At 54.1% G+C, this 24499-nt stretch carries 18 protein-coding genes and 1 other RNA gene; 5 read left to right on the top strand and 14 right to left on the bottom strand.

The genetic code is table 11. The features are described 5' to 3' along the window. Nucleotides 1-349: 349 nt before the first annotated feature. The 4 genes from DESAC_RS15420 to DESAC_RS12460 all read left to right on the top strand — a co-directional run bounded on the left by DESAC_RS15420 (nucleotide 350) and on the right by DESAC_RS12460 (nucleotide 3897). Nucleotides 350-1615: an aldehyde dehydrogenase family protein gene (locus DESAC_RS15420; RefSeq protein ID WP_013707429.1), complete on the top strand. Its 1266-nt coding sequence runs from the start codon at nucleotides 350-352 to the stop codon at nucleotides 1613-1615. A 285-nt stretch (nucleotides 1616-1900) separates the two neighbouring features. Next, nucleotides 1901-2419, top strand: a complete 519-nt coding sequence (locus tag DESAC_RS12450) for a helix-turn-helix domain-containing protein (protein ID WP_013707430.1) — start codon at nucleotides 1901-1903, stop codon at nucleotides 2417-2419. Between the two features lie 262 nt (nucleotides 2420-2681). Then, a complete protein-coding gene (locus tag DESAC_RS12455; protein ID WP_041284587.1) occupies nucleotides 2682-3236 on the top strand; it encodes a flavodoxin family protein in 555 nt (184 codons plus the stop codon). Between the two features lie 229 nt (nucleotides 3237-3465). Continuing rightward, nucleotides 3466-3897, top strand: a complete 432-nt coding sequence (locus tag DESAC_RS12460; RefSeq protein ID WP_013707432.1) for a CGGC domain-containing protein — start codon at nucleotides 3466-3468, stop codon at nucleotides 3895-3897. Nucleotides 3898-3966: 69 nt separating this feature from the next. Here the strand turns inward: DESAC_RS12460 and DESAC_RS12465 are convergent, their stop codons facing one another. The 14 genes from DESAC_RS12465 to DESAC_RS15425 all read right to left on the bottom strand — a co-directional run bounded on the left by DESAC_RS12465 (nucleotide 3967) and on the right by DESAC_RS15425 (nucleotide 23341). Further along, nucleotides 3967-5025 (bottom strand): magnesium chelatase ATPase subunit I, encoded by a 1059-nt coding sequence (locus DESAC_RS12465; protein WP_013707433.1) that lies wholly within the window; start codon nucleotides 5023-5025, stop codon nucleotides 3967-3969. Further along, a complete protein-coding gene (locus DESAC_RS12470; protein WP_013707434.1) occupies nucleotides 5022-7058 on the bottom strand; it encodes a putative cobaltochelatase in 2037 nt (678 codons plus the stop codon). The genes DESAC_RS12465 and DESAC_RS12470 overlap by 4 nt, the downstream gene beginning before the upstream one ends. Beyond that, nucleotides 7051-10977: a cobaltochelatase subunit CobN gene (gene cobN, locus DESAC_RS12475; protein ID WP_013707435.1), complete on the bottom strand. Its 3927-nt coding sequence runs from the start codon at nucleotides 10975-10977 to the stop codon at nucleotides 7051-7053. The genes DESAC_RS12470 and cobN overlap by 8 nt, the downstream gene beginning before the upstream one ends. Nucleotides 10978-11006: 29 nt before the next feature. Then, a complete protein-coding gene (locus tag DESAC_RS12480; protein WP_013707436.1) occupies nucleotides 11007-11774 on the bottom strand; it encodes an ABC transporter ATP-binding protein in 768 nt (255 codons plus the stop codon). Continuing rightward, nucleotides 11771-12772, bottom strand: a complete 1002-nt coding sequence (locus DESAC_RS12485) for a FecCD family ABC transporter permease (RefSeq protein WP_013707437.1) — start codon at nucleotides 12770-12772, stop codon at nucleotides 11771-11773. Before DESAC_RS12485 ends, DESAC_RS12480 begins: the two co-directional genes overlap by 4 nt. Next, nucleotides 12769-13734 carry an ABC transporter substrate-binding protein gene (locus DESAC_RS12490; protein WP_052301963.1) on the bottom strand — a complete coding sequence of 322 codons (966 nt, stop codon included), beginning with the start codon at nucleotides 13732-13734 and terminating at the stop codon, nucleotides 12769-12771. Before DESAC_RS12490 ends, DESAC_RS12485 begins: the two co-directional genes overlap by 4 nt. 30 nt (nucleotides 13735-13764) lie before the next feature. Beyond that, nucleotides 13765-16089, bottom strand: coding sequence for a TonB-dependent receptor (locus DESAC_RS12495; RefSeq protein ID WP_013707439.1), 2325 nt, complete (start codon nucleotides 16087-16089; stop codon nucleotides 13765-13767). Between the two features lie 566 nt (nucleotides 16090-16655). Continuing rightward, nucleotides 16656-17027, bottom strand: a complete 372-nt coding sequence (locus DESAC_RS12500; protein ID WP_041283971.1) for a PAS domain S-box protein — start codon at nucleotides 17025-17027, stop codon at nucleotides 16656-16658. Between the two features lie 545 nt (nucleotides 17028-17572). Then, nucleotides 17573-17713 carry a hypothetical protein gene (locus tag DESAC_RS16330; RefSeq protein WP_169311542.1) on the bottom strand — a complete coding sequence of 47 codons (141 nt, stop codon included), beginning with the start codon at nucleotides 17711-17713 and terminating at the stop codon, nucleotides 17573-17575. A gap of 349 nt (nucleotides 17714-18062) precedes the next feature. After that, nucleotides 18063-18411, bottom strand: a transfer-messenger RNA (tmRNA) gene (ssrA, locus tag DESAC_RS15880). Between the two features lie 74 nt (nucleotides 18412-18485). Beyond that, nucleotides 18486-20201: a DNA repair protein RecN gene (gene recN / locus DESAC_RS12510; RefSeq protein WP_013707440.1), complete on the bottom strand. Its 1716-nt coding sequence runs from the start codon at nucleotides 20199-20201 to the stop codon at nucleotides 18486-18488. A 30-nt stretch (nucleotides 20202-20231) separates the two neighbouring features. Then, nucleotides 20232-20867 (bottom strand): DUF3786 domain-containing protein, encoded by a 636-nt coding sequence (locus tag DESAC_RS12515; protein WP_013707441.1) that lies wholly within the window; start codon nucleotides 20865-20867, stop codon nucleotides 20232-20234. Between the two features lie 14 nt (nucleotides 20868-20881). Continuing rightward, nucleotides 20882-21130: a type II toxin-antitoxin system HicB family antitoxin gene (locus tag DESAC_RS12520; RefSeq protein WP_013707442.1), complete on the bottom strand. Its 249-nt coding sequence runs from the start codon at nucleotides 21128-21130 to the stop codon at nucleotides 20882-20884. A gap of 27 nt (nucleotides 21131-21157) precedes the next feature. After that, nucleotides 21158-23341 (bottom strand): peptidase U32 family protein, encoded by a 2184-nt coding sequence (locus tag DESAC_RS15425; RefSeq protein ID WP_013707443.1) that lies wholly within the window; start codon nucleotides 23339-23341, stop codon nucleotides 21158-21160. Nucleotides 23342-23716: 375 nt separating this feature from the next. Here DESAC_RS15425 and hisF point away from each other — a divergent pair, with 375 nt between their 5' ends. Beyond that, the gene (gene hisF / locus DESAC_RS12530; RefSeq protein ID WP_013707444.1) at nucleotides 23717-24481 is read left to right on the top strand and encodes an imidazole glycerol phosphate synthase subunit HisF; all 765 of its coding nucleotides are present in this window, start codon (nucleotides 23717-23719) and stop codon (nucleotides 24479-24481) included. Nucleotides 24482-24499 lie beyond the last annotated feature (18 nt).

Below are 24499 nucleotides of genomic sequence, written 5' to 3' on the forward strand. Positions count from 1 at the left end.
TTACTTTTAAAATACAATCCGCAGAGCGGCGGTCTCTCTACCGCCAGCGCCTGGCCAGCCCGGGTTCGCCCAGAAGCGGCCGGCTCATGGAAATGTAGTCCGTTATTTCCCCCCTGACCAGCTCCTCGGCCACCACACAGGAACAGATGCCGCCCACCAGAATGGGCGGGATTGTGATCTGTTGGTCAGACTTTTTTATTTTATAAAATCAGTGGATATTATAAAAGAACATTAGCTCAGGGAAAGATTAACTGGAAAGCTCATGCTGAATCAGCAGCCAATCAACATTGCTCAGTATAAATTTTGAGACCTTCATTACCAGGTCTTCTAATATTCAAGAGAGAACGTCATGACCTTTGATGACCGACTGGAAAAAGTAATGGAACTGGCCAAGGTTCTGCCCCGATATAAACCCGATCTGATGGACCTGGCCGCTAAAAATCTGAAATTTGCAGTGAGGGATACTGCCTATGAGGTTGGTATTACTGTTGACCGTTTGCAGTTGTTCGAGCATACGGAATTTTTCCTAAGTCAGCGGCAACCCTTGGGAGGGCCGGGCTCCCGGGTGGCGGTCATGCTTTCCTATAACGGCAGCGCCTGGCTGAACACCGTCATCGCCTCCGTCTATCTGGCGGGCAATAAAGTCCTGGCCAAGTTCGCCTCTCGGGGCAATGAGCTGATGGGTTTAACCGAAAGCTTTTATCGGCCTCTATTTGGTGACGATATTCAATTTTACCGGGGGGATGGCCGCAGCTTCATGCATAACGCCATCATTGCCCCGCATATCTCCTGTGTCATTGTCTTCGGATTCGATGCCAACGTACTCCCTTATGAAGCGGATTTTCGCCGCACCGGTAAGAAATTTGTCTTTGAAGGCCCCGGCGTGGATCCCTTTATTGTCTTTCCGGATGCGGACCTGGAACTAGCCTTGGGTGATCTCATGAACGGCAAGTTTTCCTATTCCGGGCAAACGTGTACTGCACCCAAGAGAATCTTTGTCCACCGAGCCATTTATGATGAATTTATCAAGGAACTGGTCCAGCGAGTGAGGCAACTGAGGGTTGGGGACCCTTACGACCCGGAAACCCAGGTGTCTCCGGTGGGGAGCAATCTGGCAGTAAACCGGATCAAAGCCCAGCTTCGGGATGCGGTGGCAAAAAAAGCCCGAATTATCCTCGGAGGGGAGATACAAGGAAATCTCGTGTATCCCACGATCATCCGGGATGCCACCGATGAGATGGCCGGGATGCAGGAGGAGGTTTTTGGTCCGGTGGTCTTCGCCAGTTGCTTTGATACCTCTGCCGAGGTCATCGCCCGAGCCCGCAATAATCGCTACGGGTTGCGGGCCGCGGTCTTCGGCGGGCTGGAAGCAAAAGCGGTGGCCAGAACCCTGGTTGGGGAGAAGTATTGCCATCCGGTGCCGGATTTTACCTTTGGCAGATTCGGTACGGTCGCCCTGAACGCTCCCCGGCTGCAAACTTGGCGGGGATCTCTTGTGACCAAGGCAGTGGGCGGCTATGGCTATTCGGGCTGGATCTGGGAGACGGTAGATGGCCGGTTTCGCCTGACCCAGGGTCCCAAGCTGCTAAGCATTGAAACCTCGCGGCCTTGCTAAAGAAAATCTTGTAATACTCCAGTTGGTTGGGACGAATACAAGATTTGCCCCTACCGATGGGCCTGCCGCCGTGCTGCAGTGTTGATAGGGTGGACACGACCCACCATTCTTTGATCTATTCTCTCAGACAGCTGAGCTATTAAAAGTCTTTTTATCTTACGGATCACTCTACTCACTGAAAGTGCAAAAATATGCGAAAATAGACGGGCTTATCATTTTAAAATATATTATACTTGACAAAATGTATTTTATAATTATCATTATAAACAGGGTCCCATAATATTCATGAATAAATTCGATTTCTCAATAATCCGAACTCTTCGCAAGAAGCGGGGAATAACAGCCGAAGAATTGGCAAGACGGGCGAACCTTACCCGGGCTACCGTCGCCAAGATTGAAGGGGGCGATAGTAACCCGACTATTGAGACCATAGAGGCACTGAGCAGTGTTTTCCAGTTGACTTCGAGCGAACTGATCCGGCTGGCAGAGGTAGTGCATTGTGAAATGGCTATTACCAAGACCTTCGCAGCAGATGGATTTAAAGGTCACCACATCTGGTTTCCCAGCTTCGAAGTCTATTGCATCCGGGCCGATGCCGGTATTCGGAAGGAATCAGACCCCGAGTTTCACGAAAACACTGCAGAAATCTGTCTGGTGCTTTCAGGAGAGGTCAAAGTGACCGTACGGGGACAATCCCATGTCTTGGGTCCCGGTATGGCCTTGAGATTCAAGGCCTTATACGAACATCATTTTGATGTATTACAGAAGGCCGAGTTTCTCCTGATTCACCATAACGTTGTCTGATCGTTACCATTTTGCAATCAAGCCAAGACCAAGAAGGTCGCACGCCCTGAAGGGCATGATCGTCATGGTCTTTTTTGTTTTGGCACTGGTGCATTCGTCGGGTTCAACACAGAACCGCAGGGAGCACAGCACCTGGTTAACTGCAAACAGCTAAAGAAATAACAATTCAGGAGGAACGAACAATGAAGCTAGGCGTTTTAACTGACTCGTGGAAATTCACGGAGTTAAGTTAATGGAGAACCCACGCAAAGGAGAACAGGCCATGAAAGTACTCAATCTCTATTTCACCACAACCGGAAATACCACAAAAGTAGCGGATCAAATAGCGGCCACGATCGCGGCGGGCGGTCACCAGGTTGACACCATCAGGATTACCGCAAACACATCAGTCGATCTCTTGGAATACGATCTGATTTTCGTAGGCTCCGGGGTCTATGAATGGCTTCCCGGCAAGCCGTTACGGTCGCTTTTCAGCAGGTTACGCCAGAATTATGTTGCCCGGGGAGAAATCCGACCCGGGTCGCCGCTGCGGCAGGGCAAGACCGGCGTTGTCTACTGCACCTATGGCGGCGGCCATACCGGTGTTAACGAGGCGATTCCCACGGCGAAATACATGGGTCAGTTACTGGAACATCTCGGTATACCAGTGATCGCGGAGTGGTATCTGGTGGGGGAATACCATGGGAAGTTGCAGCGGTTTTCCACCACGGGCCGTCTGGGGGATATCAGCGGTCGTCCTAACAAAGAAGATCTCCGGCAACTGGCCGAGTTGGTGCAAGGAATACTCAAGGCCCAACTTCCTGAGATAAATTCATAAGGACCGGCGATTTTTAAGCGGGCAACTGCTGCAATGGCCGGGAAAGGCGCCACCGGCAGGACCATATTGGCCGGACTAGCGATCAGATAACTGATCTCATCCGGGGAATGCCCGGTCCTGCCGGTAGGAGCTGTCTCTATCGGCAATTTATGAAGCTCTGGGCGGCGCCATCGGAGCCACTATCGGACATTACCGAGAGCAGCTCAGAAAAACAGAAGAGGAGGTATATATGGCTAGAATCGGTATCATTACGTGTGCTAATGCCACCCAGGATTTGGGCTGTTCTTCAGTAGTCTGTTTGGCGGACCTGCGCAAGCGAAAAGGTTTTTTTGCCGCCTATCCTGTTGAGGAGCCACTGGAACTAATGGGCATCATGAGTTGTCCCGGTTGTCCGACCCTGGCAGGCTTCGACAAGTTTCTACAAAGAGTCAGAGGACTCACCGAATTCAGGGTTGGGGCTATACATCTGAGCACCTGCATGAAATATTTGTGTCCTTTTCAGGAAAAATACCAGACCCTGTTGGCCGACGCCTTTCCGAAAATCTCCATTGTTAAGGGAACACATGCAGAACACCTGGAGCCGGCGAAATTTCGGGAACTGGTGCAGGGTTTGTTCTCACAGCCCCGCCGCACTATGATCGACCTCATTGTCTCAGGATAGAAAACGTAAGATCAATGCCCCGCAGGGCTTTGGCGGTCTTGTACTCCTTCACCAGATTGATGATCTCGATCAGGCGTTGGCCAACCGATGCGCCTGTTTCTGCCGCCGCAGCCGGTCTACCTCAACGACGATATCCTGTAGCGGCTGGCGGCGGATGCGGTGCGGCAGGGCCAGTTCGGCGGCGGTGTCTATGTCGTCTTTTAGCACTTCGGTTCTGCCGTGAAAAGCGGCCAGGGTTTTAGCCGCCTTCAGAATGATGATATCGCCGCGATGGCCGTCCACCCCCACATCCAGACAAAAAGAGGCGATCTCATAGAGCAACGCATGATCGATGATGACGTGCGGATAGAGGTCAATGGCCCTTTCGATCTGTTTCACCAGTTGTCGGGATCCTTCTTCCCACTCTAAACAAAAATCCTCGGGACTTTCATCGAAAGTCAATCGCCGCTCCATGATAGCCACCCTAGCGGCGGGATCGTTGATTCCTTCGATATGCACGCACAACCCAAACCGGTCCAGGAGCTGGGGCCGCAGCTCTCCTTCCTCCGGATTCATGGTTCCCACCAGAGTAAACCTAGCCGGATGGGAAAAACTCACCCCCTCCCGTTCGATGGTGTTGACCCCCATGGCCGCCGAATCCAGTAAGACATCGACCACATGGTCATCCAACAGGTTCACTTCATCGACGTAGAGGATGCCACGATGGGCGGCAGCCAGGAGTCCGGGTTCCATGCGTTTTTCCCCCTTCTTCAGGGCGTGCTCCAAATCCATGGTGCCCACCACCCGATCTTCGGTAGCGCCTACCGGCAGCTCTACCACGCGGATACCCCTTTGTACGGTCTCCATGGGTTCATGATTCATTACTTTGCGGCTGCATTCAATATGAGCGCATTCCCGACACACGGGACGCGCTTCGTCCGGGAAAAGTTGAAAGGGACAATCCTTTACCACCTGGATGGCCGGCAGAATTTCTGCCAGGGCCCGAACCGCAGTGGATTTGGCGGTGCCCTTCTCTCCCCGGATCAGGACACCGGATAGAGTAGGATTGATAATGTTCAGGATCAAAGACAGTTTCATTTTTTCCTGACCTACGATAGCGACAAAGGGAAATACAGGGCTTTTGTTCATTCCACCTTTTCCTTGGCGATATTGACGAGGGTATCGGCTTTAAGATCTTCGATTTTAAAATACTCCGCCTGCATGGCGATGGCCAGTTCCCGGGCCAGGCCAAAACGCACCAACCCCTGGCTCTCGGTATCCACCACGATGAAGCGGACCCGCTCATCCAGACCCAGGCGGCTGGCCAGATCAAAGGCTTCCGTCATCGGCTTCTTCTCGCCGAGGGCCACGTTGGACTTGCCATCGGTGATCATAATAACAATAGGCCGAGCGGTGGGGTCTCTTAGCAGGTAATTACGGATCACCTCATAGGTCTTGGCCAGACCGGCAGACAGCGGGGTACGACCACCCACGGGCATCTCTTTAAGGAGATGGGCGGCTGTTTCAATAGAAGAAGTAGGCGGCAGATTCAGCACGGCCTCTTGTTTACGAAAAGAAACCATGGCAATCCGGTCCCGTTTCTGGTAGGCATCCAGCAACAGGGACATGATGGCCCCTTTGGAAGCCGTCATCCGGCCGCGGGCCCCCATGGACCCGCTGGCATCCACCAGAAAGAGCAGAAAATTGCCGATGCGTTTCTCACGAACCTTATCCCGCAGATCTTCTGATTGTAATACTACGGCCAGACCATTACCGCCGGTTCTTTGAAGTTGATACGGCGCTGCGGCCCGCAAGGTGGCATCGAGGGCCACGTCGCCGGTTTGGGCCACTGAGGTGCTCTTCACATAGCGTCCCTGTTTCTGAGAGATCCGGGTCCGGGAACGCCGTCCTGAGCCGCGGCGGAAGATTCGGTCTCTTTGGGAGGCGATCTTCTTGACTTTAAAGGTTTCCCCGACTTCAAAGATCTGCTCGAGGGCATTTTGCCGGGGGTTTTGTTTCTCGGCTCGGCGATCAGGTTCAGCCTGGTTCTCGGAGCTTTCCGAGGGAGGCGTCTCCTCCGTCCGGGTGTTGGGCGACGCCTCCTGGGATTCCGGTTTCTCCGGCGACGTAGATTCCTCGGTCTCCGGCGTTTGATCCTGCCGGTTTTCCGGCGGCTCGGGATGTTCGTGGTCATGCTTCGGCGGCGGCGGTGGTGGGGGGGGAGCCGGCTCGCGTTTGCGATGTGCCAGGGCTAGCCAGGCAACCTCCCGGATATCATCCACCGTCACCTCATGATGTTTCATAAGAGCAGCCATGGCCCTGGCGGCCTGTTCGATGACCAGATCGGCTCGATGGCCAGCCACATGATTCTCGGTGCAAATCTCTCCTATTAGTATCCTCAAGTTATTGGGAAAAATGATATTTTTGAGGAAGTGACGGGCAGCCGCGATCTCCTGAGCAATCTGAGCGTTCTCCTTTTGGAAGCGCCGGATAAAAAGGCCGGGATTGATATCATACTCTTCCCGCTGCTGCATCAGCGCCGCCCTTTTGCCGACATCCGGTTCCGCTGTCACCTCTACGCAGAACCCAAACCGGTCCAGCAGTTGGGGCCGCAGTTCCCCCTCCTCCGGATTCATAGTTCCCACCAGGATAAACCTGGAAGGATGGGTATAAGAAATGCCTTCCCGTTCCACTACGTTCCGACCGGAGGCCGCAGCATCCAGGATGATGTCGACGATGTGGTCATCCAGAAGGTTAACCTCATCAACGTATAAAATCCCCCGGTGGGCCTTGGCCAATAGTCCGGGTTGAAAGACCCGGTATCCGGTTTTCACCGCCTGGCTGAAGTCGATGCCGCCGGCGACCCGGTCCTCAGTGGCGTTGAGGGGCAGGGTAACCACATTGAGACGCCTCGTCCCTCTATGAATCCGCCCTTGCTGTTGCCGACAGTGAGGGCAAAGCTCCTGGGGTTGGTCCGGGTCGCAGGCATAGGGACACCCTTTGACAATTTCAATTTCCGGCAACAAGGCGGCCAGGGCCCGGACGGCGGTGGATTTGGCGGTACCCTTTTCTCCCCGGATCAACACCCCGCCGATGGCAGGGTTGACGGCGTTCAAGATCAGGGCCTGTTTGAGTCGATCCTGCCCGATGATAGCAGCAAAAGGAAAGATATTATCAAACATCGTCGCGGCTAGTTCCCTTTCCCGGTCTCGTGGGGTCTAAGATCGCTTTCAGGTCCGATTTCCATTGGGCCACGTCATCAACGGTCATCACCTCCACGGCGCCACCCTGAAAATCACCCTGCACGTCCCCCATGGTATCCTCCAGCCGGCCTTCTAGATCCAGATAAGCTTCCTTGAGGCGCTCCAGCAATTCCGGATCGGCCTTCCAGATGCCGCGGGATTCGGCCTCCAGGAGGCGACGGCCGATCTCTTCCAGGGCCCAAGGGTTAACCTTATCAAACCAGTCCCTCATCCCGGCGTCCAGTATAAAAGTCAGGGCGATCTCATCAAAGATCCAATTATCAACCTTGCCAGTGGTGGCGCCGAAGCCATAGACCCGGCCGATGCGTTTGGACAAGTCCCCGGCCCCTTTGTAGCCGTGGGCCTTCATGCCCTCGATATACTTGGGGTGCAGGAGCTTAGTGCGCACCACCCGGCGCATCTCATCAGCGAAGTCGGTGACCGTCACCAAAGCCGGATCGCGGGTATCGCCATAGTAGGTTTTCGGTGTTTTACCGGAGAGTGCCTTGGCCGCAACCGTCATGCCGCCATAGTTGCCGTAATAACCGCAGCAATCCAGAAAATCGCCCTCGTCCGAAATATGCTTGTTGAAAGTCACCTCAACCCGGCGCAGATTTTCCATTAACTCGCGGTGCGCCTGGACGCCGTAACTAACATCGGAAGCTCCGCCGCCATAGGCATAGCCATTCCAGAAGAGATAGACATCGGCCAGGTCGCCTTCAGTCTTCCAGGCCGAGGCATGGACCGCCAGGTTGACGCCGGCCCGATACACCCCAGGCTGGGCACAGAAGATGCGGTAGCTCAGGCGGCGGAACCGGTCCTTGTCCTCCAGGGAAACCCCCTGTCCAGCCGCCTGCTTGACCAGGTGCCGACGTACAAAATTATGGTCGGGATTCTCATCCCGCAGGGCTACCGCCTGGATAACCTGGTCCACATATTTGACCGCATCGGGAAAACAGTCTCGGGTGATACCCGAAACCCTGATATTGACGTCGATCCGGGGCCGGCCGAGTTGCTCCAGTTCCAGCAAGTCAAACCCATCCACCTGGCCGTTGGCCTTCCATTTGGGCCGGGCCCCCAGCAGGTGCAGAATCTGGCCGATCTGTTCGCCGTCCGCCCGCATGATGTCCGAGGCCAACCAGACCAAGCCCACAGTTTCGGGATAACGTCCTTCTTCTTTCTGATACCGGGTTAGCAGCGCCTCGGCCAGTTTAACTCCCACCCGGTGGGCCGCCCTGGTAGGTATACGGGTGGGATCGACGTTGTAAAAATTGCGGCCGGTAGGCAGGACATCATACCGCCCCCGGGAGATGTAGCCCGAGGGACCGGCCGGGACATAGCCGCCATGCATGGCGTTAAGCAGGGCGTCGATCTCTTCGGAGTCCTCGAGGCGCCGATCGATATCAACTACCAAAGCCGCAAAACGCTCGCAACGTTCCCGCAGCCCCTCGACTGCGGCCAGCCCCGGATGCTCAGCCAAAACCTCCCACAGGTTTTCTCCCCGAACCAATCGGGCGATAAGTTCCCGGGCAACCCGGTCCGCTTCATAGAGCAGTTCGCCGTAAATCTTTCCCTGGTGGCTGCGCCCCCCGGTGTTGCTCAGGGCCGCAAAGATATCTTCCCCCCAGAGATCGAAGACCAGCCGGCGGGTGTTCAGGTCATTGTTGGAATCGAAACGCAGGATGGTATTAATGACCTCGGCGCGAGCATCCCCCTCGGGCCGATCCCCGAAAACATGCATGCCGACCCTGGTCTGGCTATTGCGCAGGCTGGAGAGCAGTTCGTGGCAACGGGTCACCACTGTTTGAAAATCTGCAGGTTTTAGGACGTCAATTTCCTGGCGAAAATGATTGCAATCAATAGCCTCGTTGATCAGGTGTTCCAATTGATGGGCCCGGGCTCGATCCTCCTTACCGGTCCGCTGATATTCCCCCAGAAGTTCCTCGAGTTTCTGAAAGTCGCCGTAAGTATCGGCGGTGCTCATCACCGCCTGCTGGTGATCCACCAAGGTGGCGTAACTGCGCCGTTTGGCCACCACGCCTTCGGCGGGATTGTCGGCATTATAGATATAGAGGTGGGGAAGGCGGCCGATGGAGATGTCCGGCCAACAGGCGGCTGATAGTCCGGCGCCCTTGCCCGGCAACCACTCCAGATTGCCGTGGGTACCCACATGGATCAGGACATCGGCCCCGAAGATCTGATCCAGATACATGTAGGTGGCAATATACTGGTGGGGTGGCGGTATGTTGGGGTCGTGCAGGATCTTGCAGACCCGCCCGTCGCAGCGGGAACCGGCACAGCCGCGCTTGGGCTGCATAATGACATTGACGTGCCCAAAGTTGAGCCCGGTGATGACCAGTTTGCCATCCCATACCATGCTCGGCGGCACCCCGTTCATCTCGTGTCCCGGCGGTTCGCCCCAACCGGCAATTATGTCACTCCGGGCCTTTTCCGGCAATCCGGCAAACCACTCCCGATAAGTCTCAGCGTCCAGAAGCGCCAGGTGCCCGCCCTTGCTCACAATCTCGTCCACCGTGGTCCAGCGAAATTCGGCGACGGCCTTGCGGGCCAGGATGGTTTGCATCAGTTCCTCACCACTGGCGGGGATGTTCTCCACCTGATATCCTGCCGCCTGCATCCGCCTCATGAGGCGCACCACGGACTCCCCGGAATCCAAGCCCGCGGCGCCTCCCACCCCGGCCTCTAATCCGGCACACTCGTTTTTGTGAAAGACAAAAACCACCTTACGTTCCGCCGCTGGCTTGGCGGCCAGTCGTACCCAACGGGCGATGCGGTCGGCGATGTGCGCCGCCCGCTCGGGAATGACCTCCCGAATTTCATAAACGGTATCGGTACGCGCATCAACCTGTCTAAGACTGGCGGCCAGAATGATCGGTTCGATGCTTCCCTCAAATTCAGGCATGGCGATGCCGAAGGTGACCTCGGCGGTGAGCCCCTGGGGATCCTCTTCCCAATCCGCAATGGATTTGCTGTAGGCAATAATCGGTTTGAATACCGGCACATTCAGATCTTTGAATAAGGCGATTGATTGGGCCGCCACCCCGGTTTCGGCATAATCGTCTTTGGGTGCACGGGCGAGAAAGAAGGCATGCAGATTGATCAAGGCATTGACGCCAGCCCGACCGTCCGGATGAAAAAAAAAGCGCCGAGCCACCTCGAGTGGACCCCAGGCCCCTGCTTCCCGGTCCGGATTGCCATAGGAAAAAACCGGCAGCACGCTGAGGCCCTGGGCCTCCAAGGCCGTGAGCAGGGCCCTTTCGAGCATCATATTGGTGTTGGTAAAACTGTAGCGGGGGAAAAACAGCCCCACAGTGAGGGAACTTAGCGCGGGATGGACGGTGCGATAGCTTTCCACTGAATCGTATACCGTTCGGTCCGGAGGGTGCAGGATGCCTTGCCAAGGCATGGACACCGGATCCTGCACGGGAATCTCCGGGTTGACCTGGTGGGCAAGGTATTTCAGCAGTCGCCGGTAGTTCTCCAGACCGCCTTCAAGCAGGTAGGCGTAGGCCCGGGCGCACACCGACAGGTTGACAGTGGCGTGGCGCCCCCAGTTGGTCGGGTCATATGAGGTAGTGACAATGCACTTGCCAGGCGGCAGTTCATGAAGACGAGTGCTGACTTCCTCCCAAAAGCCTTCGACGGTCCAGTGAAAGAACAGGACGTCTGCTTCTGCAGCCTTGGTCCAAAATTGTTCCAGACAATCAAGGTCGTTATCAATCTCCTTGGCTGCAAACATGCTTAGATTCACTTCGGAGCAGGCCTCGGCGGCCGCCACAAAAGCGGGTACATGAGAGCTCCACATAATAGACGCAATTTTTACCGGTCGGGCGGCCATCTGCACCCTCCTTATATCTGTGATGGTAATCACAAGTTCTTCGGATATACCAGGCGCCGATCGCCGGCGGTCAGCATTTCCACTTCCAGGTGATAAATTTCGGCCAGGCGTGTTGCGTTGATGACTGATAGGGGCGGTCCCTGGATCACCACGCGACCCTTGGACAACATTACGACCTGATCGGCGTATAACAGCGCCAGATTTGGATCGTGCAACGTCAACAAGACAGTCAAGCGCTGTTCCTGCGCCAACTCCGAGGTCAGCCGGAGGATTTGATACTGATTTTTAAAATCCAGATGGTTGGTTGGTTCATCTAAAAGCAGCAGTCGGGGTTCTTGGGCTAAACAACGGCCGATTAACACCAACTGTCGCTCCCCGCCGCTGATCCGGGTATAAGGTTTTCCGGCCAGTGATCTGAGACCGAGCAGGTCAATGATCTTTTCCACGACGTCGTAATCGTGTACGGTTGGCTGCGACCAGAAGCCAACCCGAGCTATACGCCCCAACAGGATGACCTCACGGACCTGATAGGGAAATATGGGATGATGATCTTGGGGAACTATCGCCAGGGTTTGCGCCAGAGAACGGTAGGACATCGAGGCTAGAGGCTGGCCGCATAATCGAATTTTCCCCCGACTGGGATGCAGATGACCGGCCAGACAGAGCAACAGGGAGGTCTTGCCGGAACCGTTCGGTCCTAATAAAACCGTTACCTCTCCAGGAGCCGCCCGCAGATTTACCTCTTGCAAAACCTGCTGCTCGTTGAGCTGCAGAGATACATTGTTCACTTCAATCATGCCTGCCAAGACCCCTGGCCGCGTTGTTTCAACAGATAGATAAAGAACGGCGCTCCCGCCAAGGTAGTGATAATGCCTACCGGGATTTCTCCACTAGTGGAGGTGCGGGCCACGGTATCCGAAAGGACCAGAAAACTGGCTCCCAAAGCCATGGACAGCGGCACCACCCGACGGTGGTCCGGTCCGACCGACATGCGGACGACGTGCGGGATAATCAATCCCACCCAACCGATGATACCTGAAACCGACACGGCTGCCGCTACTGTCAGGGCGGCCGCCAAGAGAAACAACCCGCGTTCGCGATTAACGGCCAAACCCAGGGACTTGGCCTCGGCATCCCCCATTGAGAGGGCGTTGAGACGCCAGCGCCCGAGCCAGATCAGCAGCGATCCGAGGGCAATAAAGGGCCCGGCCTGGCGCACCGCCAGCCAATCGGCTAATGATAGACTGCCCATCAACCAGAAAACAATACTGGCCAATTTTTGCGGGTCCACCAAAAATTTGATCATGGAAACCAATGCCGAAAAAAAAGCCGAGACGATAACCCCAGCCAAAATCAGTGAGAGAATTGGCACCTCGCCCCGAGTTCTAGCCAAGGCAAAGGTCAAGAAGGCAGAAATCAGACTGAAGGTAAAGGCGCCTAATTGAATAGGCAGGGCCGGGAAAAAAGCTACTGAAACAGCGCATCCAAAGGCCGCGCCGGAAGATATGCCCAGAATAAAGGCATCAACCAGCGGGTTGCGGAAAACCGCCTGCAGGGTGGCCCCTGAGGTCGAAAGAGCCAGGCCCACCAGCATCGCCAGGACAATACGCGGCAGCCGCACCTGCCAGAGAATGATCGAAACCGTTTCTGTCTGATCGCCACCGGACCATAGACCCGCCAGCACCCTCCAGACCTCTAGGGGAGAAATGGGATAAGCCCCGAACTGCAGGGCCAGGAGGGCCGCCGGCGCCGGAGATAACAACAGCCCCCAGAGCAGCCAGGAACGACCCCTCAATTTCCCTCCGGATAAGGGATCCCCAGACAGGCGTTATAATACTGACGTAAGGCAGCCAGCATCTCTGTCCGGGAAATTTCCTGGGGATAACAACAGTGGGCCATCCACCAAGCCAGGTCCACGATCCTGGGTGACCAGTTGGAGGCGCGGCTGGCTTTAAATACCCGATTCTGCTTCACGGCCTGGACTGTTTGCCACTTTGGGTCCCGCTTCAAGTCGTCCGGACCATAAATTGCCGACCCCCAGATCAGAATAACTTCAGGATTTAATGCGACAATTTCCTCCATGGAAATATCTCGGTTAAAATCATCGATGTGAGCTCCCAGGTTACGTCCCCCCGTAAGATTGATGAGTTCGTGGGTGACGCCTTTATTTCCGGTGATAATCGTGGGTTTCCCCCACAACCAGACAACTCGCACCCGCTCTCCCGGAATGTTGGCCACCCGCTGCTGGATTGCCGCCAGATTTTGGCGAATTAACCCGGAAACTTCGCCAGCACGAATGTTTTTGCCGAAAATCTGCCCTAATCGCATGAGATCCTGATATAAATCGGCCAAATTCTCCGGATAGAAGGAAAGTACCGGTATTCCATGGCGCTTGAGGTAATCCAGCACTTCCGGTTTGCGGCTCCAGGTCACCACCAAGTCCGGCCGTAAGGCCAACATGACTTCCATATTGATGGCGAAGCCGGTTCCCGGTGACGGTATCTCCCGCAACTGGGGCACCAGGCGCTGCAACAGGTCATTATCATAGGCATAGCTGGAAATTCCCACTACCCGATCCCAAGCTCCCAATGGGGCGCTTAACTCATAGCCCTCCAATAAGACAATCCGATGTTTCTCCGGAAGCGGCGCGGCTGCTCCCGGCTCGACCGCTTGAGCGGAGAGCTTTGGAGCTGCGGTTAGAACCGCCAGACAAACGATGAGAGTCAGGAGCCTGGTCTTTTCCTTTTTAAAGTTCACCCTATCGCCCCTAACTCTCATCGTCCACCCTTAATAAGTCAGCTTGGCCTGAATCCAGCAAACCCGTCCCGGCGTCAGATAGGAATAAAAATATTCCCGGTCCAAAATATTATCCACCGAGAAGGATATGGAGGCGTATTTTACCGGTGTAACTGTAATTTTGCCGTCTAGGGTAAAAAACGGGTCATAAGAGCCGTAAACCCCGTTATAGGTATCGCTATTGTCATCCTTGGTGTACATCTTACTTACATAACGGCCGGTGAGATTGCCGTTGAACATTTTATAATGGGCATTGAAGCCGAAATTAAATTGTTGGCGGGGAACATAGGTAAGCTTTTTACCCTCCACAATCGGGTTATAATTCTGTTTTAAGACCCGGGCATCCAACAGGGTCATGTTGCCGAAAACATCCAACCAGGAAAAGACCTCCTGAGTGGTTTCCACTTCCACACCCAGGATTCGAACCTCGCCGGCGTTTTGATATATTTGGGTTTTCCCGGTGGGGTCAGTGGGATCATTGACCCGGATAATCATATCATCCACATGATTGTCGAAAAAAGTAGCAGTAAAGACATTGCCTTTGAAGGGTTTGATTGTCGTTCCCACCTCCCAGGAAAGAGTCGTCTCCGGATCCAGGTTTGGATTGCTTTTATAGGTGTAGGTACCGGATTGCCAGGTGCGATACAGTTCATAGATATTGGGGGGCCGGAAGGCGGTCCCCACCGAAGTCCGCCAGGACATCCAGTCATAAGGACGGTACAAAAAGGCGATCTTGGGATTGAAGCTAACTCGGCTACGAGTAGATAAATTCGTTATGGGCTGGGTGGCGGCCTCTTGATACATGCCGCCGTACGCCTGCCAGAAGTCCAGCCGGGCGCCGATGACAGTGCTGAACTTGGGGTGCCAGAAAATTTCATCCTGGAGATATGCCCCCAGGATAAGGTCCCGCCCGCCAGCCTGGCTGGTCATATTAAGCTTGGAGTCCGGATCCCGCCAGTTATTTATTGTATACACTTTGGTGCAGGCCCAGTCAGATTGGTAAGCTAGACCGCCGGTGAGAGCCTGTTTGCTGCCGATAGCCTGTTCCACCAGGACCTCGGCGCTCCAGCTTTTACTGGGAGTGGTATTTAAGGTGCCAGCACCGCCTTCATACGTAGACCCCGACGACGGTTGGGTATACCAGTTGTGGGGTTGGTTCAGCAACCCGGCTCGAAACTTCAACTGCGTGCTTTCCGTCAGTTTGTGCTCGGTCCGAAGATTGTATATGGCGGTGTGTTCCCTCCCGACGCCGGAATAGGCCAGGAAAGAGTAAGGTGTGAGGCTGGAAAACCGCTGGTTGGTCGTACCGGCGAGTTGATATGTACCCGTCGTGACCGTTTGACCGGTGGCGACGCTGGTGAGATAGGAATTGAACTGGCCATAATCATACTGATTCCAGTTCAATAAGGCACTGAAATCCATTTTATGGCCTGGGAGGATGTCCCAACTCAGCTTGGTGTTAACCGAGGAATTATAATAGTGATTATCTCCTTGATCGCCGATGATATTGGTCGGATTTCCGGTAGTGCTACTGGATGGTATCCAACCCACCACCTGATCGGCTGCGGTTCCCGTGGTGGCGGCTTTATTAACCATACTGGTGGGATAGCCGCTGGTGTCCTGGTAGAGATAACTGGCCTTCAAGCTGATTTTGTCGGCAAAGCGGTCTCCTATGGAAAAATAGGTACTCCAGGTGTCATAGCGGCCGTAGCTGACATCCGCCAGGGCTTCAAATTTTTGAGGAGTTTTTGTAAGAATATTAACGACTCCGCCCATAGCGTTGCCGCCGTACAGCGAGGAAAAAGGTCCTTTGACCACTTCAATCCGTTCAATCTCGTCCACCGGAATGCTGTTCCAGGGCGTTGTCGTAGAATAGCCGTTGGATGTGGTCTGCCCATCCAATAATATGAGAGTTCTGACCTGATTGGAAGCCGGAAAGCCCCTGAGGTTAACATTGGCATTGCTGTCGGCCCAGCCTTTGCCTCGACGGTCGAAGGCCCCGGGTACTTGCTGGAGGGCCTTGTCAGCCGTTAAGATATTCTGCCGTTCGATATCCTTATCAGTCACAATCGTAATGCTGGCCGGGATATCATCCGGATTGCGCGGCGTTTTGGTAGCCGTAATAAAGATCGGTTCCTCAATCTTGGCAGCCGCCGCCGCAGAGGCTGACTCAGCTTTTTTCTTTTCTTCTTCTGCAGTAACCACTGTCGACTGGTTGACTGCCTCATCACTATCAGCCGCGATCAACGGGACTGCTCTGATAATGAATCCCCCCAATAACAAGGCCAAAAAACAGACGTACCGAAGCTTAACCATCTCCCCAACTCCTTTGTAGTTTGCGCTTCGGCCCAATTTTTGATAATAAAGATACGGGCCGAAACACCTTCATCAGGATCGGTCCGGGCGAGATGGGCATTTCTTGGCCGGAGTGCCATCTCGCCTTTTTTTTACCAATTCGCCCTCAAACGTAGGATTTACTCGTTAACGGCAGATATTGTATTAACCTTCAGCAGTTCATAGTTACAAGGTTTACTGCATTTTTCCCACTTATGAGTACGAATCGATAATAACTCCCCAAATCAACTAAATTAACCCCTCCACCAGCCTTCCACCCAAAAAAAAACGAAGGCGGCGGCGTTGAACCATACCAGACCTTCGTAATCTGAATTGAAATCTTATAATAATGGCCAAAGGCTAGTGCTTCTTGCTCTAGCAATTAATACTTTATAAAATTAAAAACCGACCCTGTCAATATTTTTCATCAGCTTTTGCTTATGCAGATTGGATATTCATTGACATCTTCGTGGAGGTGAACCATCGTAGTTCCACCGCCCTGCCTAGGCCGATTATTTCGGATGAGGGATACGGTCCAAAGCGGCCGATTAAGTCGAGGGTGTAGTGATCTCCAACCCCATGACCCAGGCCGACCATCCTGGGATCCGATACGATTTTGGTGGAATCGACCAGAGGATGGTTTTTGACTCCCCGGTTTTTGCAGTAATTTCCCCAACCCATTCCACGTGTTTATCGCCTCTAAGCCGCCATTTGGCCAGAAGACCCTGGCGGAAGGCCGCATCCGGGAAGGCTGTTGCCGAGACCTGTTGCACGTCCTTTTCCTCTCCGTACCTATAACCGGTCACCCTCTCACATTCCCTGTTCCAGGCGATAATGTTCCCCTGGGCATTCAAAGCGATAACCATGACCGGAAGACGGGCGATGGCGTATCGGATGGCCGATTCATCTGGTCGGGACATAAACACCCCCTTATCTCTGACATTTTTTTCCCTGGCTGGCAATAACCAGTCATCCCGGCATATCGCCGGCGGCGTCTTGAAGGAATTGTTGATAATGTTTGATCGCGCACGTGGGACAGATCGAGTGGCTGATACCCCTAATCTCAGTATGGTAGCTCAGCAGAAATCTTTCTAGTGACAGCCACTCCCCATTCAACCGGATTCCTTTACAAACACTGCACATGGTAAGGAATTCGGGTCCTTTCAGAGAGTCTTGGTTAGTGTCAGTAGGGAACATCCTTTGCCTCCTTTGGCAAGCATTGGAATAGTGCTGAATCACACTGCGTTTGGTAATAATTCAACTTATATGCCAATCCTCGATAGATGTTAATATAGAAATAATATCAATTTGTTGAAAGATTCTTACAGGTTTAAAAGCATATCGTTAACAAGATATCTTCTAAAAAAATAAAATTATTTTTATAATTCAGATTATGAAGGATATTTTTGTATGTTGGTTGGGCGGAATTGATCTGCGGGCCATAAAGGAACTAGGGCGGGTGGGATCAGGTTTGGTCGCCTGAAAAGCGGCGGCTGGAGTCCCCCCAGGTCGTGATCGCCTTGATGGGGCTGGCGTGCCCCAGGTGAACCTGGAGCACCTTGGTGTTGCCGGTCTGTCGCAGCCGTTCAAAAGAGTGGTAGTTCAAATCACTCCGACCTTATTCTGGGATTTGCGGCTGCATTCTGGCCTCGGGAATCCGGAATGTTCTTCGCCTGGGGTTCTAATGAAGGGCAGGGAATGTCCCCACAAACCCTGCGCCTTTGGTCCCCTGCTGAAGCTACTTTATCGAGGGGGGCAGCCCCGAGAATGGGGACCAAACAGAAATTTTTCCATGAGAAGAAAGTTTATTGACACCCGGGGGAGTCTGGCCGGATTGAGATCTGGCTTTTTTTGGATGGAGTGAAAAAACCAATCCCCGCTCCTTTACATACAGGACGGGGAAAGTTGGGGGACATACTTTTTGGCGGTAAGTAGTGTAATTTAATTAAAAAAACTGGTGGAGGCGGCGGGAGTCGAACCCGCGTCCGCAAATACTCCCTAAAAGCTTCTACATGCTTAGCCGGTGTTTTGTTTCTCGTCCCGCAAGTCTTCCGCCGGCAGAATGCTTTTGGGACCAGCCGACTAGTTTTTCGGTCGGCGAGTCGTCAGCCAACTCACTTCCCTAGCCGGAATTATCGGCGCCACAATTAACTCTTCCGACAAAGTTAATGCGACGTTAGCCTTAAGCGGCTAAAGCGTAGCCGTAGTTATCGGCACTTATAGTTTCCTACCCGTTTTACGAGCGGACAGGACCTCGGCATGCGACTTATAGTTACATATCCACGTCGAATCCGTTTCGCCCCCCTTTATATTAATTATAATATCTTTTTTTTAATTTGCAACCTACGACCCGGGATGGTTCTTAAATTCTAAAAGTATTACGATAATGCCTCTGCATCCGGGCGGGCGGCGGTCAGCATTTCCTTGGCATGGGCCAGGGTCGCGTCCGTAACCAGGGCTCCCCCTAACATACGGGCCAATTCCTGCAGGCGTTCCTCGGAGGTCAGTTTTTTGACCATCGTGACCGTCCTGGCCCCAATGACCTGTTTTTCAACCCGGAAATGAGTATCGGCGAAGCAGGCTATGTGCGGCAGATGGGTGATGCAGATGATCTGCTGGGTTTGGGCCAAACGGCGCAATTTCTGACCCACTACGGTGGCGGTTGCCCCTCCGATCCCGGCATCTACTTCGTCGAAAATGCTGGTGTGCACCCCGGCTCCAATGGCCAGAATATTTTTAAGCCCGAGAACCAGACGGGAAAGTTCTCCGCCCGAAGCAATGCGGCTGAGGGGCTTGGGGTCTTCGCCCGGATTGGGGGCCAGGAAAAATTCCACTTGATCCAGGCCATTGACGCCTAAAACCTTCTGCTGCACCTCTGATCCCTCAAAGGAAGTTCTCAGGGGCCAGAATTTGACCGAAAAACGGGCTTGCGGCATAGCCAAACCGTGAATCTCGGTTTCTACCGCAGCCGCCAGGAGGGGAGCAGCCTCCCGGCGTCGTTGAGACAGAATCTCTGCCTTCTCCCAGGCTGATTGACAAGCGGCTTTGACCTGTGCCGCCAATTCGGCCAGTTCCAGTTCGAGATTGTCAAGACTGTTGAGTTCCTGGCGAGTTTTTTCAAGATAATCGATGACCTCGGTAAGGGTGGAACCATATTTGCGCCGCAAGCGCTGTAAAAGATGCAGCCGCTGGTCGATCTCCTCCAGATGGCCAGGATCCCGGTGCAGACTCGAGCTATAATCCCGCAGATCAAAGGCCAGGTCTTCTAGTTCGAGGATGATATCCGCCACTTTGGTAAGGCGGGCGGACCAATCGGCGTCGAACCGGGCCAACAATTCGAGGTTTTTTTTGACCTCGGTCAATCCTGTAATCAGGGAGGCCTTATTGCCATACAACCGGTCGTATCCGGCGCGGGCGGCCTCAAAAAGCTGGGTGGCGTGGCGCAGGCGTTCCTGTTCGCTGGCAAGTTCTTCCTCTTCTCCCGGACGCAGGTTGGCGCTATCCAGTTCCTGAACCTGAAAGATGAGAAATTCTTTGGAATTTTCCAAACTGCACTGGCGCTGTTGTAACTGCTGCCATGATTTTTCGAGCTGCCGCCAATGATGGTAGGCCGCACGAAAATCATCAGCAAAGTCAGTCAGCCCGGCAAAGCTATCTAAAATGTGCAGGTGGTTTTCGGGAGCCAGGAAGGTTTGATGTTCATGTTGACCGGATAGGTTGATCAATTCCTGGGCCGAAGCGGCCAGAAATTTTAAGGTGGCGGCCTGATCATTGAGATAGCTGCGGCTGCGGCCGCTTCGGGAGACTACCCGGCGCAGGAGCAATTCGTTGGCAAAAGGCAACTCCCTTTCCGCCAGCCAGGAAGTCCAGGGTTCTTTTGACACAATCTCAAAACGGGCCTCAACCTCGGCTTCCGGGGCACCGGTACGGATAAGATCTTCGCTGCCCTTAGCTCCCAACAACAGGTGCACGGCCTGCACCAGCATTGACTTACCCGCCCCGGTCTCACCGGTAAAGACATTGAAACCGGGCTCCAACAGCAGCTCCACCTGATCCAAAATGGCCAGGTTTTTGATGCGCAGTTCCACCAGCATAGTTTGATGTCCCCGGCGCCACCCGGTCCGTCAGGAAGCCATGAGTTTACGGGCCATCCCCATGAGGCGATATACCGACATGCCTGAGATGGCAGCAATATCTTCAGTGGGCAGATGAGTGACAATACTTAGATCAAACAGGATGGTAACCGCCGGTTCGAATTCCTCATCCCCTTTCCAGAGCACATGGGTGATGGGCACAAGGGGTAAGGCTAAATAGGTGGCCGCAACATCACCTAACGGCGCCAATTCTCCTCCCATGTGCTCAGCCACCTGGCGGTAAAGCTCCAGATTCTGGCCGAAGATCTTGAGCAAAGGCGTCTGGGCCCTTCCCACAAAGGCGGAGTAATAGAATTGGCCCCCCGGCGCCTGCCGAAAGTCAATGGTCTCACCCGTAAGGGGATCACCCTTGGTATTTTCTAAATAGTGGAGCATGAGAATCTGCTCCTGAATGGGAACCTCGCCTTCGCCCTCCAAATAGGTCACTGCCACCTCAGGCCAATTGATCCAATGCTGGCGGCCGAAATATGATAAAATCAATCCTTCCTGATCCTGGCATATCTGATACTCCGCCCGCCCTCGGGCGGCAACCACCTGCGGGTCCTGTTCTCTTAAATGCTGCGCGGCCAGGGCCCGGGAGGCAATATAATCGTCAATTCGAGGCAAAAGATTCTCCTTTCTTATTCGCGCGGAATGCGGATGTAGATTCCTTCTATTAAATCCCTTTCATCCAATGGGAGCGGTTCATTCTCCAGATGCAGTTTCTCCAGGTATTGCAAAGCGGCTGCTTTGATGTTAGCCTCCACCTCGGCAAAGGTTTCACCGGTGATAGTCAAACCCTGGAGCGCCGGGATGGTGGCGCTGAATACCCCCAAGGCCGGTTCATAGTTAAATTTTATCTGATAATGCAAACCTTTTTTAGCCATCATAATCCCTCCCAAGCTTCTCCCCAGGCATTACTCCAACCCCCGGTAATAATTCATGGACATGCCGCCGCTGATAACAGGTCCCAGCAGAAGGCGGCGCTTCAGATCTCCCACCTGGCTGACTGGCAACCCGCTCCGATTCAGGTCAATGATAAAACGATGCAGACCTAACGACTGTAATTCGGGAAGAGGCTTCTGCCAGAGCAGGGGGACTGTGGGAGCCAGACAGGTCAATCCGTCGGTCGCAGTCAACCGAAATCTCTCCCCCAGAGGACTTATCAAACGGAGTGCCTTTTTCCCCTCCGGGAGGGGGGCGCGAGAGATCATCAAATTCGGGTAACTGTAAAGGTACGTCATCAACCGTTGGCTTGGCGCCTGGCGCAGCAATAACTGCAGTGTTCGGCGATCCGCCTCCATGGACAGCGTCATATAGGACACGGCCAATTGCTTTAAGGCTTGAAAAGCCGAGAGGTTCAGGCAATGGAGCGGATAATCGCTGTATAATGTGAGTTCAAACTCCGGCTCGGCCGCGGAGCCGGGTTCCCGGTCCCTAGCTTCTTCCGTCAGCAATCTCCCGGCGGCCTTGGCCTTGGGAGCGGCACTGCGGCCAAGTCTAGGCAGATGAGCCGAGACTTCCCGGAGCAATTGAAAATGTCCCAGATTGCTCACCATGAATTGCCTCGCCCCGCCCTGGATGAGGGTTTGAACGGCTTGACGGAAAAAGACCAACCGGCCTTCGAACATGATAGGCGGCAGAGACCAGATAAAACCGGACAACACCCGCGCCTGCCTCGGTTGGCCCAGATATTCATTGAAATTAGCCTCTGTCAGATCCACCAGCAGCGGCCCCTGCTTTTGGCGATGCAGTTCCAAGGCTTCCAGGCAGGAACGGGTTCTTATGTAAACGAAAGGGCGGTGGGATCGATGATCTTTAGTCTTTTTAGGATGGCCCAGGTTCTCCGGCAGCCGCAGTTTTTTGTCCAGCTTGGCTGTGAGCTTCGCCGGTTGGGCCAGCGAATAAAGGTACTCCAGCCACTTCTTCTCGGAGCGACTGCCGCCTGGGGTGGTTTCGCCCACTTTGTAGAGCAGGTCTCCGGTTTGGGCCGGGTCCGGCAGACTGATCCTCACTTCATCTCCCGCCCTTGCCATGTCCACCATCTGACCCTGAAATTGTAGTTCTTTCAGAGTGAAAGCCCGGCGCTCGCCGGTAGCCTCAGCCTGCAGCCGCAGGCGATCCCCCACGCTCAAGGACTCAAGTAATCGCAGGGTCGCCCAAGACTCCTCAGACCGATCGATTTTTCCTAACAAGAGGCCAATGTTCCCGGTATCCTCGGGAGCAAGCAGCCCCTGGGGATGAGGGCTCTTAAAAAAACCGCTGGTAGTGCGGCGGCTATAGGTTCGTGCCAGCAGTTCCTGAGCGCCGGCGATGGCTTGCTTTTGGTCGCCCAGCGAGGCGTCCATGACCAATCGATATGCCCGGACCACTCGGCTGACATATTCGCCGCTCTTCATCCGACCCTCAATCTTGATTGCCTCAATCCCCAAGGTCTGCAACTGCGGCACCAATTCCAAACCCGAAAGGTCGCTGAGCGACAATATATAACCCGATTCCTGCCGGTAGTGGTAGAGTCTACGGCAGGGTTGGGTGCAGCGGCCCCGGGTGGCAGCCCGTCCACCCAAATAACTGCTGAACAGACAGAGCCCGGAAAAACTATAGCAGAGCGCCCCATGGATAAAAACCTCCAATTCCAGTCTGGTCTGTCGACGGATAGCGGCCAGCTCTGATAAGGTCAGCTCCCGAGCCAACACCACTCGTTTAAAACCCATGGCCGCAGCCTGGGCCACCCCCAGGGAGTTGTGGATCGTCAGCAGTGTACTGGCATGCACCGGGAGCGCCGGATAATGCTGTCGAACCAGATAATAGACGCCCAAATCCTGGATGATTAGCGCATCCGGACCGATTTCCTGCAATGCGCCCAGGGTTTCCATGAGCTCCGGACGCTCCTCCTCCTTTACCAGGGCATTGAGTGCTACGTAAAGTTTGCACCCCCGCTGTCGGCTGACCTGGGCCAGGGACGATACCTGGGCCAGAGTGAAATTAGCTGCATAAGCCCGGGCACTGAAGGCCTTTAGCCCGAGATACACCGCATCGGCGCCGTTTTCCAACGCCGCAAAGAAGGTCTCGACAGTCCCTGCAGGAGCCAGTAATTCCATGGATAAGCTGATTATAAGATAATCTTGACAGCCAGTCGGATGCGACCCTTTTGCCACCGGGCCTCGACTAAATCTTTATGTTTATTATGACCTGGCGGTAACCCGCCGGACATGAAAATAAGCCGGGAGCGATGCCCTGATTCCGATATGTTCAACTCGGAACTCAAAAACTTATTTTTCTTAATCATATTGTATCATAGACCCTGACGATGCGCCACTACACGGGAAAACGGCCCGGGCAACCCGGATGCGGGTAGAGTCCCACGACAACATTTTGCTTGCCTCGAGCTGGGTGTTAGGAAATAATTGCCAGATAGCTGCCGCTTCCGACTCGTGATAAGGTCAGCGGCCGCAGAATCATTCGGGAGGAACCCCATGGAACCGATTAAGATCATGCCCTGCCTGGATATGAAAGACGGGCGGGTAGTCAAAGGCGTTAATTTTATAAACTTACGCGATGCCGGAGATCCGGTCGAAAACGCCCGTTTTTACGAACGGGAAGGCGCAGACGAACTGGCCATGCTGGATATCGCCGCTACGGTCGAAAACCGCAAAACCAGGCTGGAATGGGTTGAGAAGGTGGCCGCAGTCATCAATATCCCGTTAACCATGGGCGGTGGCATTGCTACGTTAGAGGACATCGAGCTGGTCCTCACAGCCGGGGCCGATAAGATCTCCATGAACAGCGCCGCCGTGAAAAATCCCGATCTGATTGATCTGGCTGCTAAAACCTATGGCCCCGGCAGGGTGACTATCGCCATTGACGGCAAGAGAAACCCGGCCATGCCCTCAGGTTTTGAACTGGTCATCGCTGGCGGAACCAAACCCGTAGGACGCGACGCCATCGCGTGGGCTACGGAGTGCCAGCAGCGAGGAGCCGGTTCTATCCTGCCTACCAGTATGGACGGTGACGGCACCCAAAAGGGGTATGATCTGGAATTTACCCGAGCGATTGCAGATGCAGTCACAGTACCGGTCATTGCCTCGGGAGGAGCAGGAACCTTGGAACATTTTTATGAAGGAGCGACCAGAGGCGGAGCCCGGATTTTATTGGCCGCCTCAGTCTTTCATTTCCGCACTTTCAGTATCAGACAGGTGAAGGAATATCTTAAGAAGCGCGGACTGCCGGTTATCCTTTAACACCAATTGAACATCGAG

This window comes from Desulfobacca acetoxidans DSM 11109 (genome assembly GCF_000195295.1).
GTDB classification, from domain to species: Bacteria; Desulfobacterota; Desulfobaccia; order Desulfobaccales; family Desulfobaccaceae; genus Desulfobacca; species Desulfobacca acetoxidans.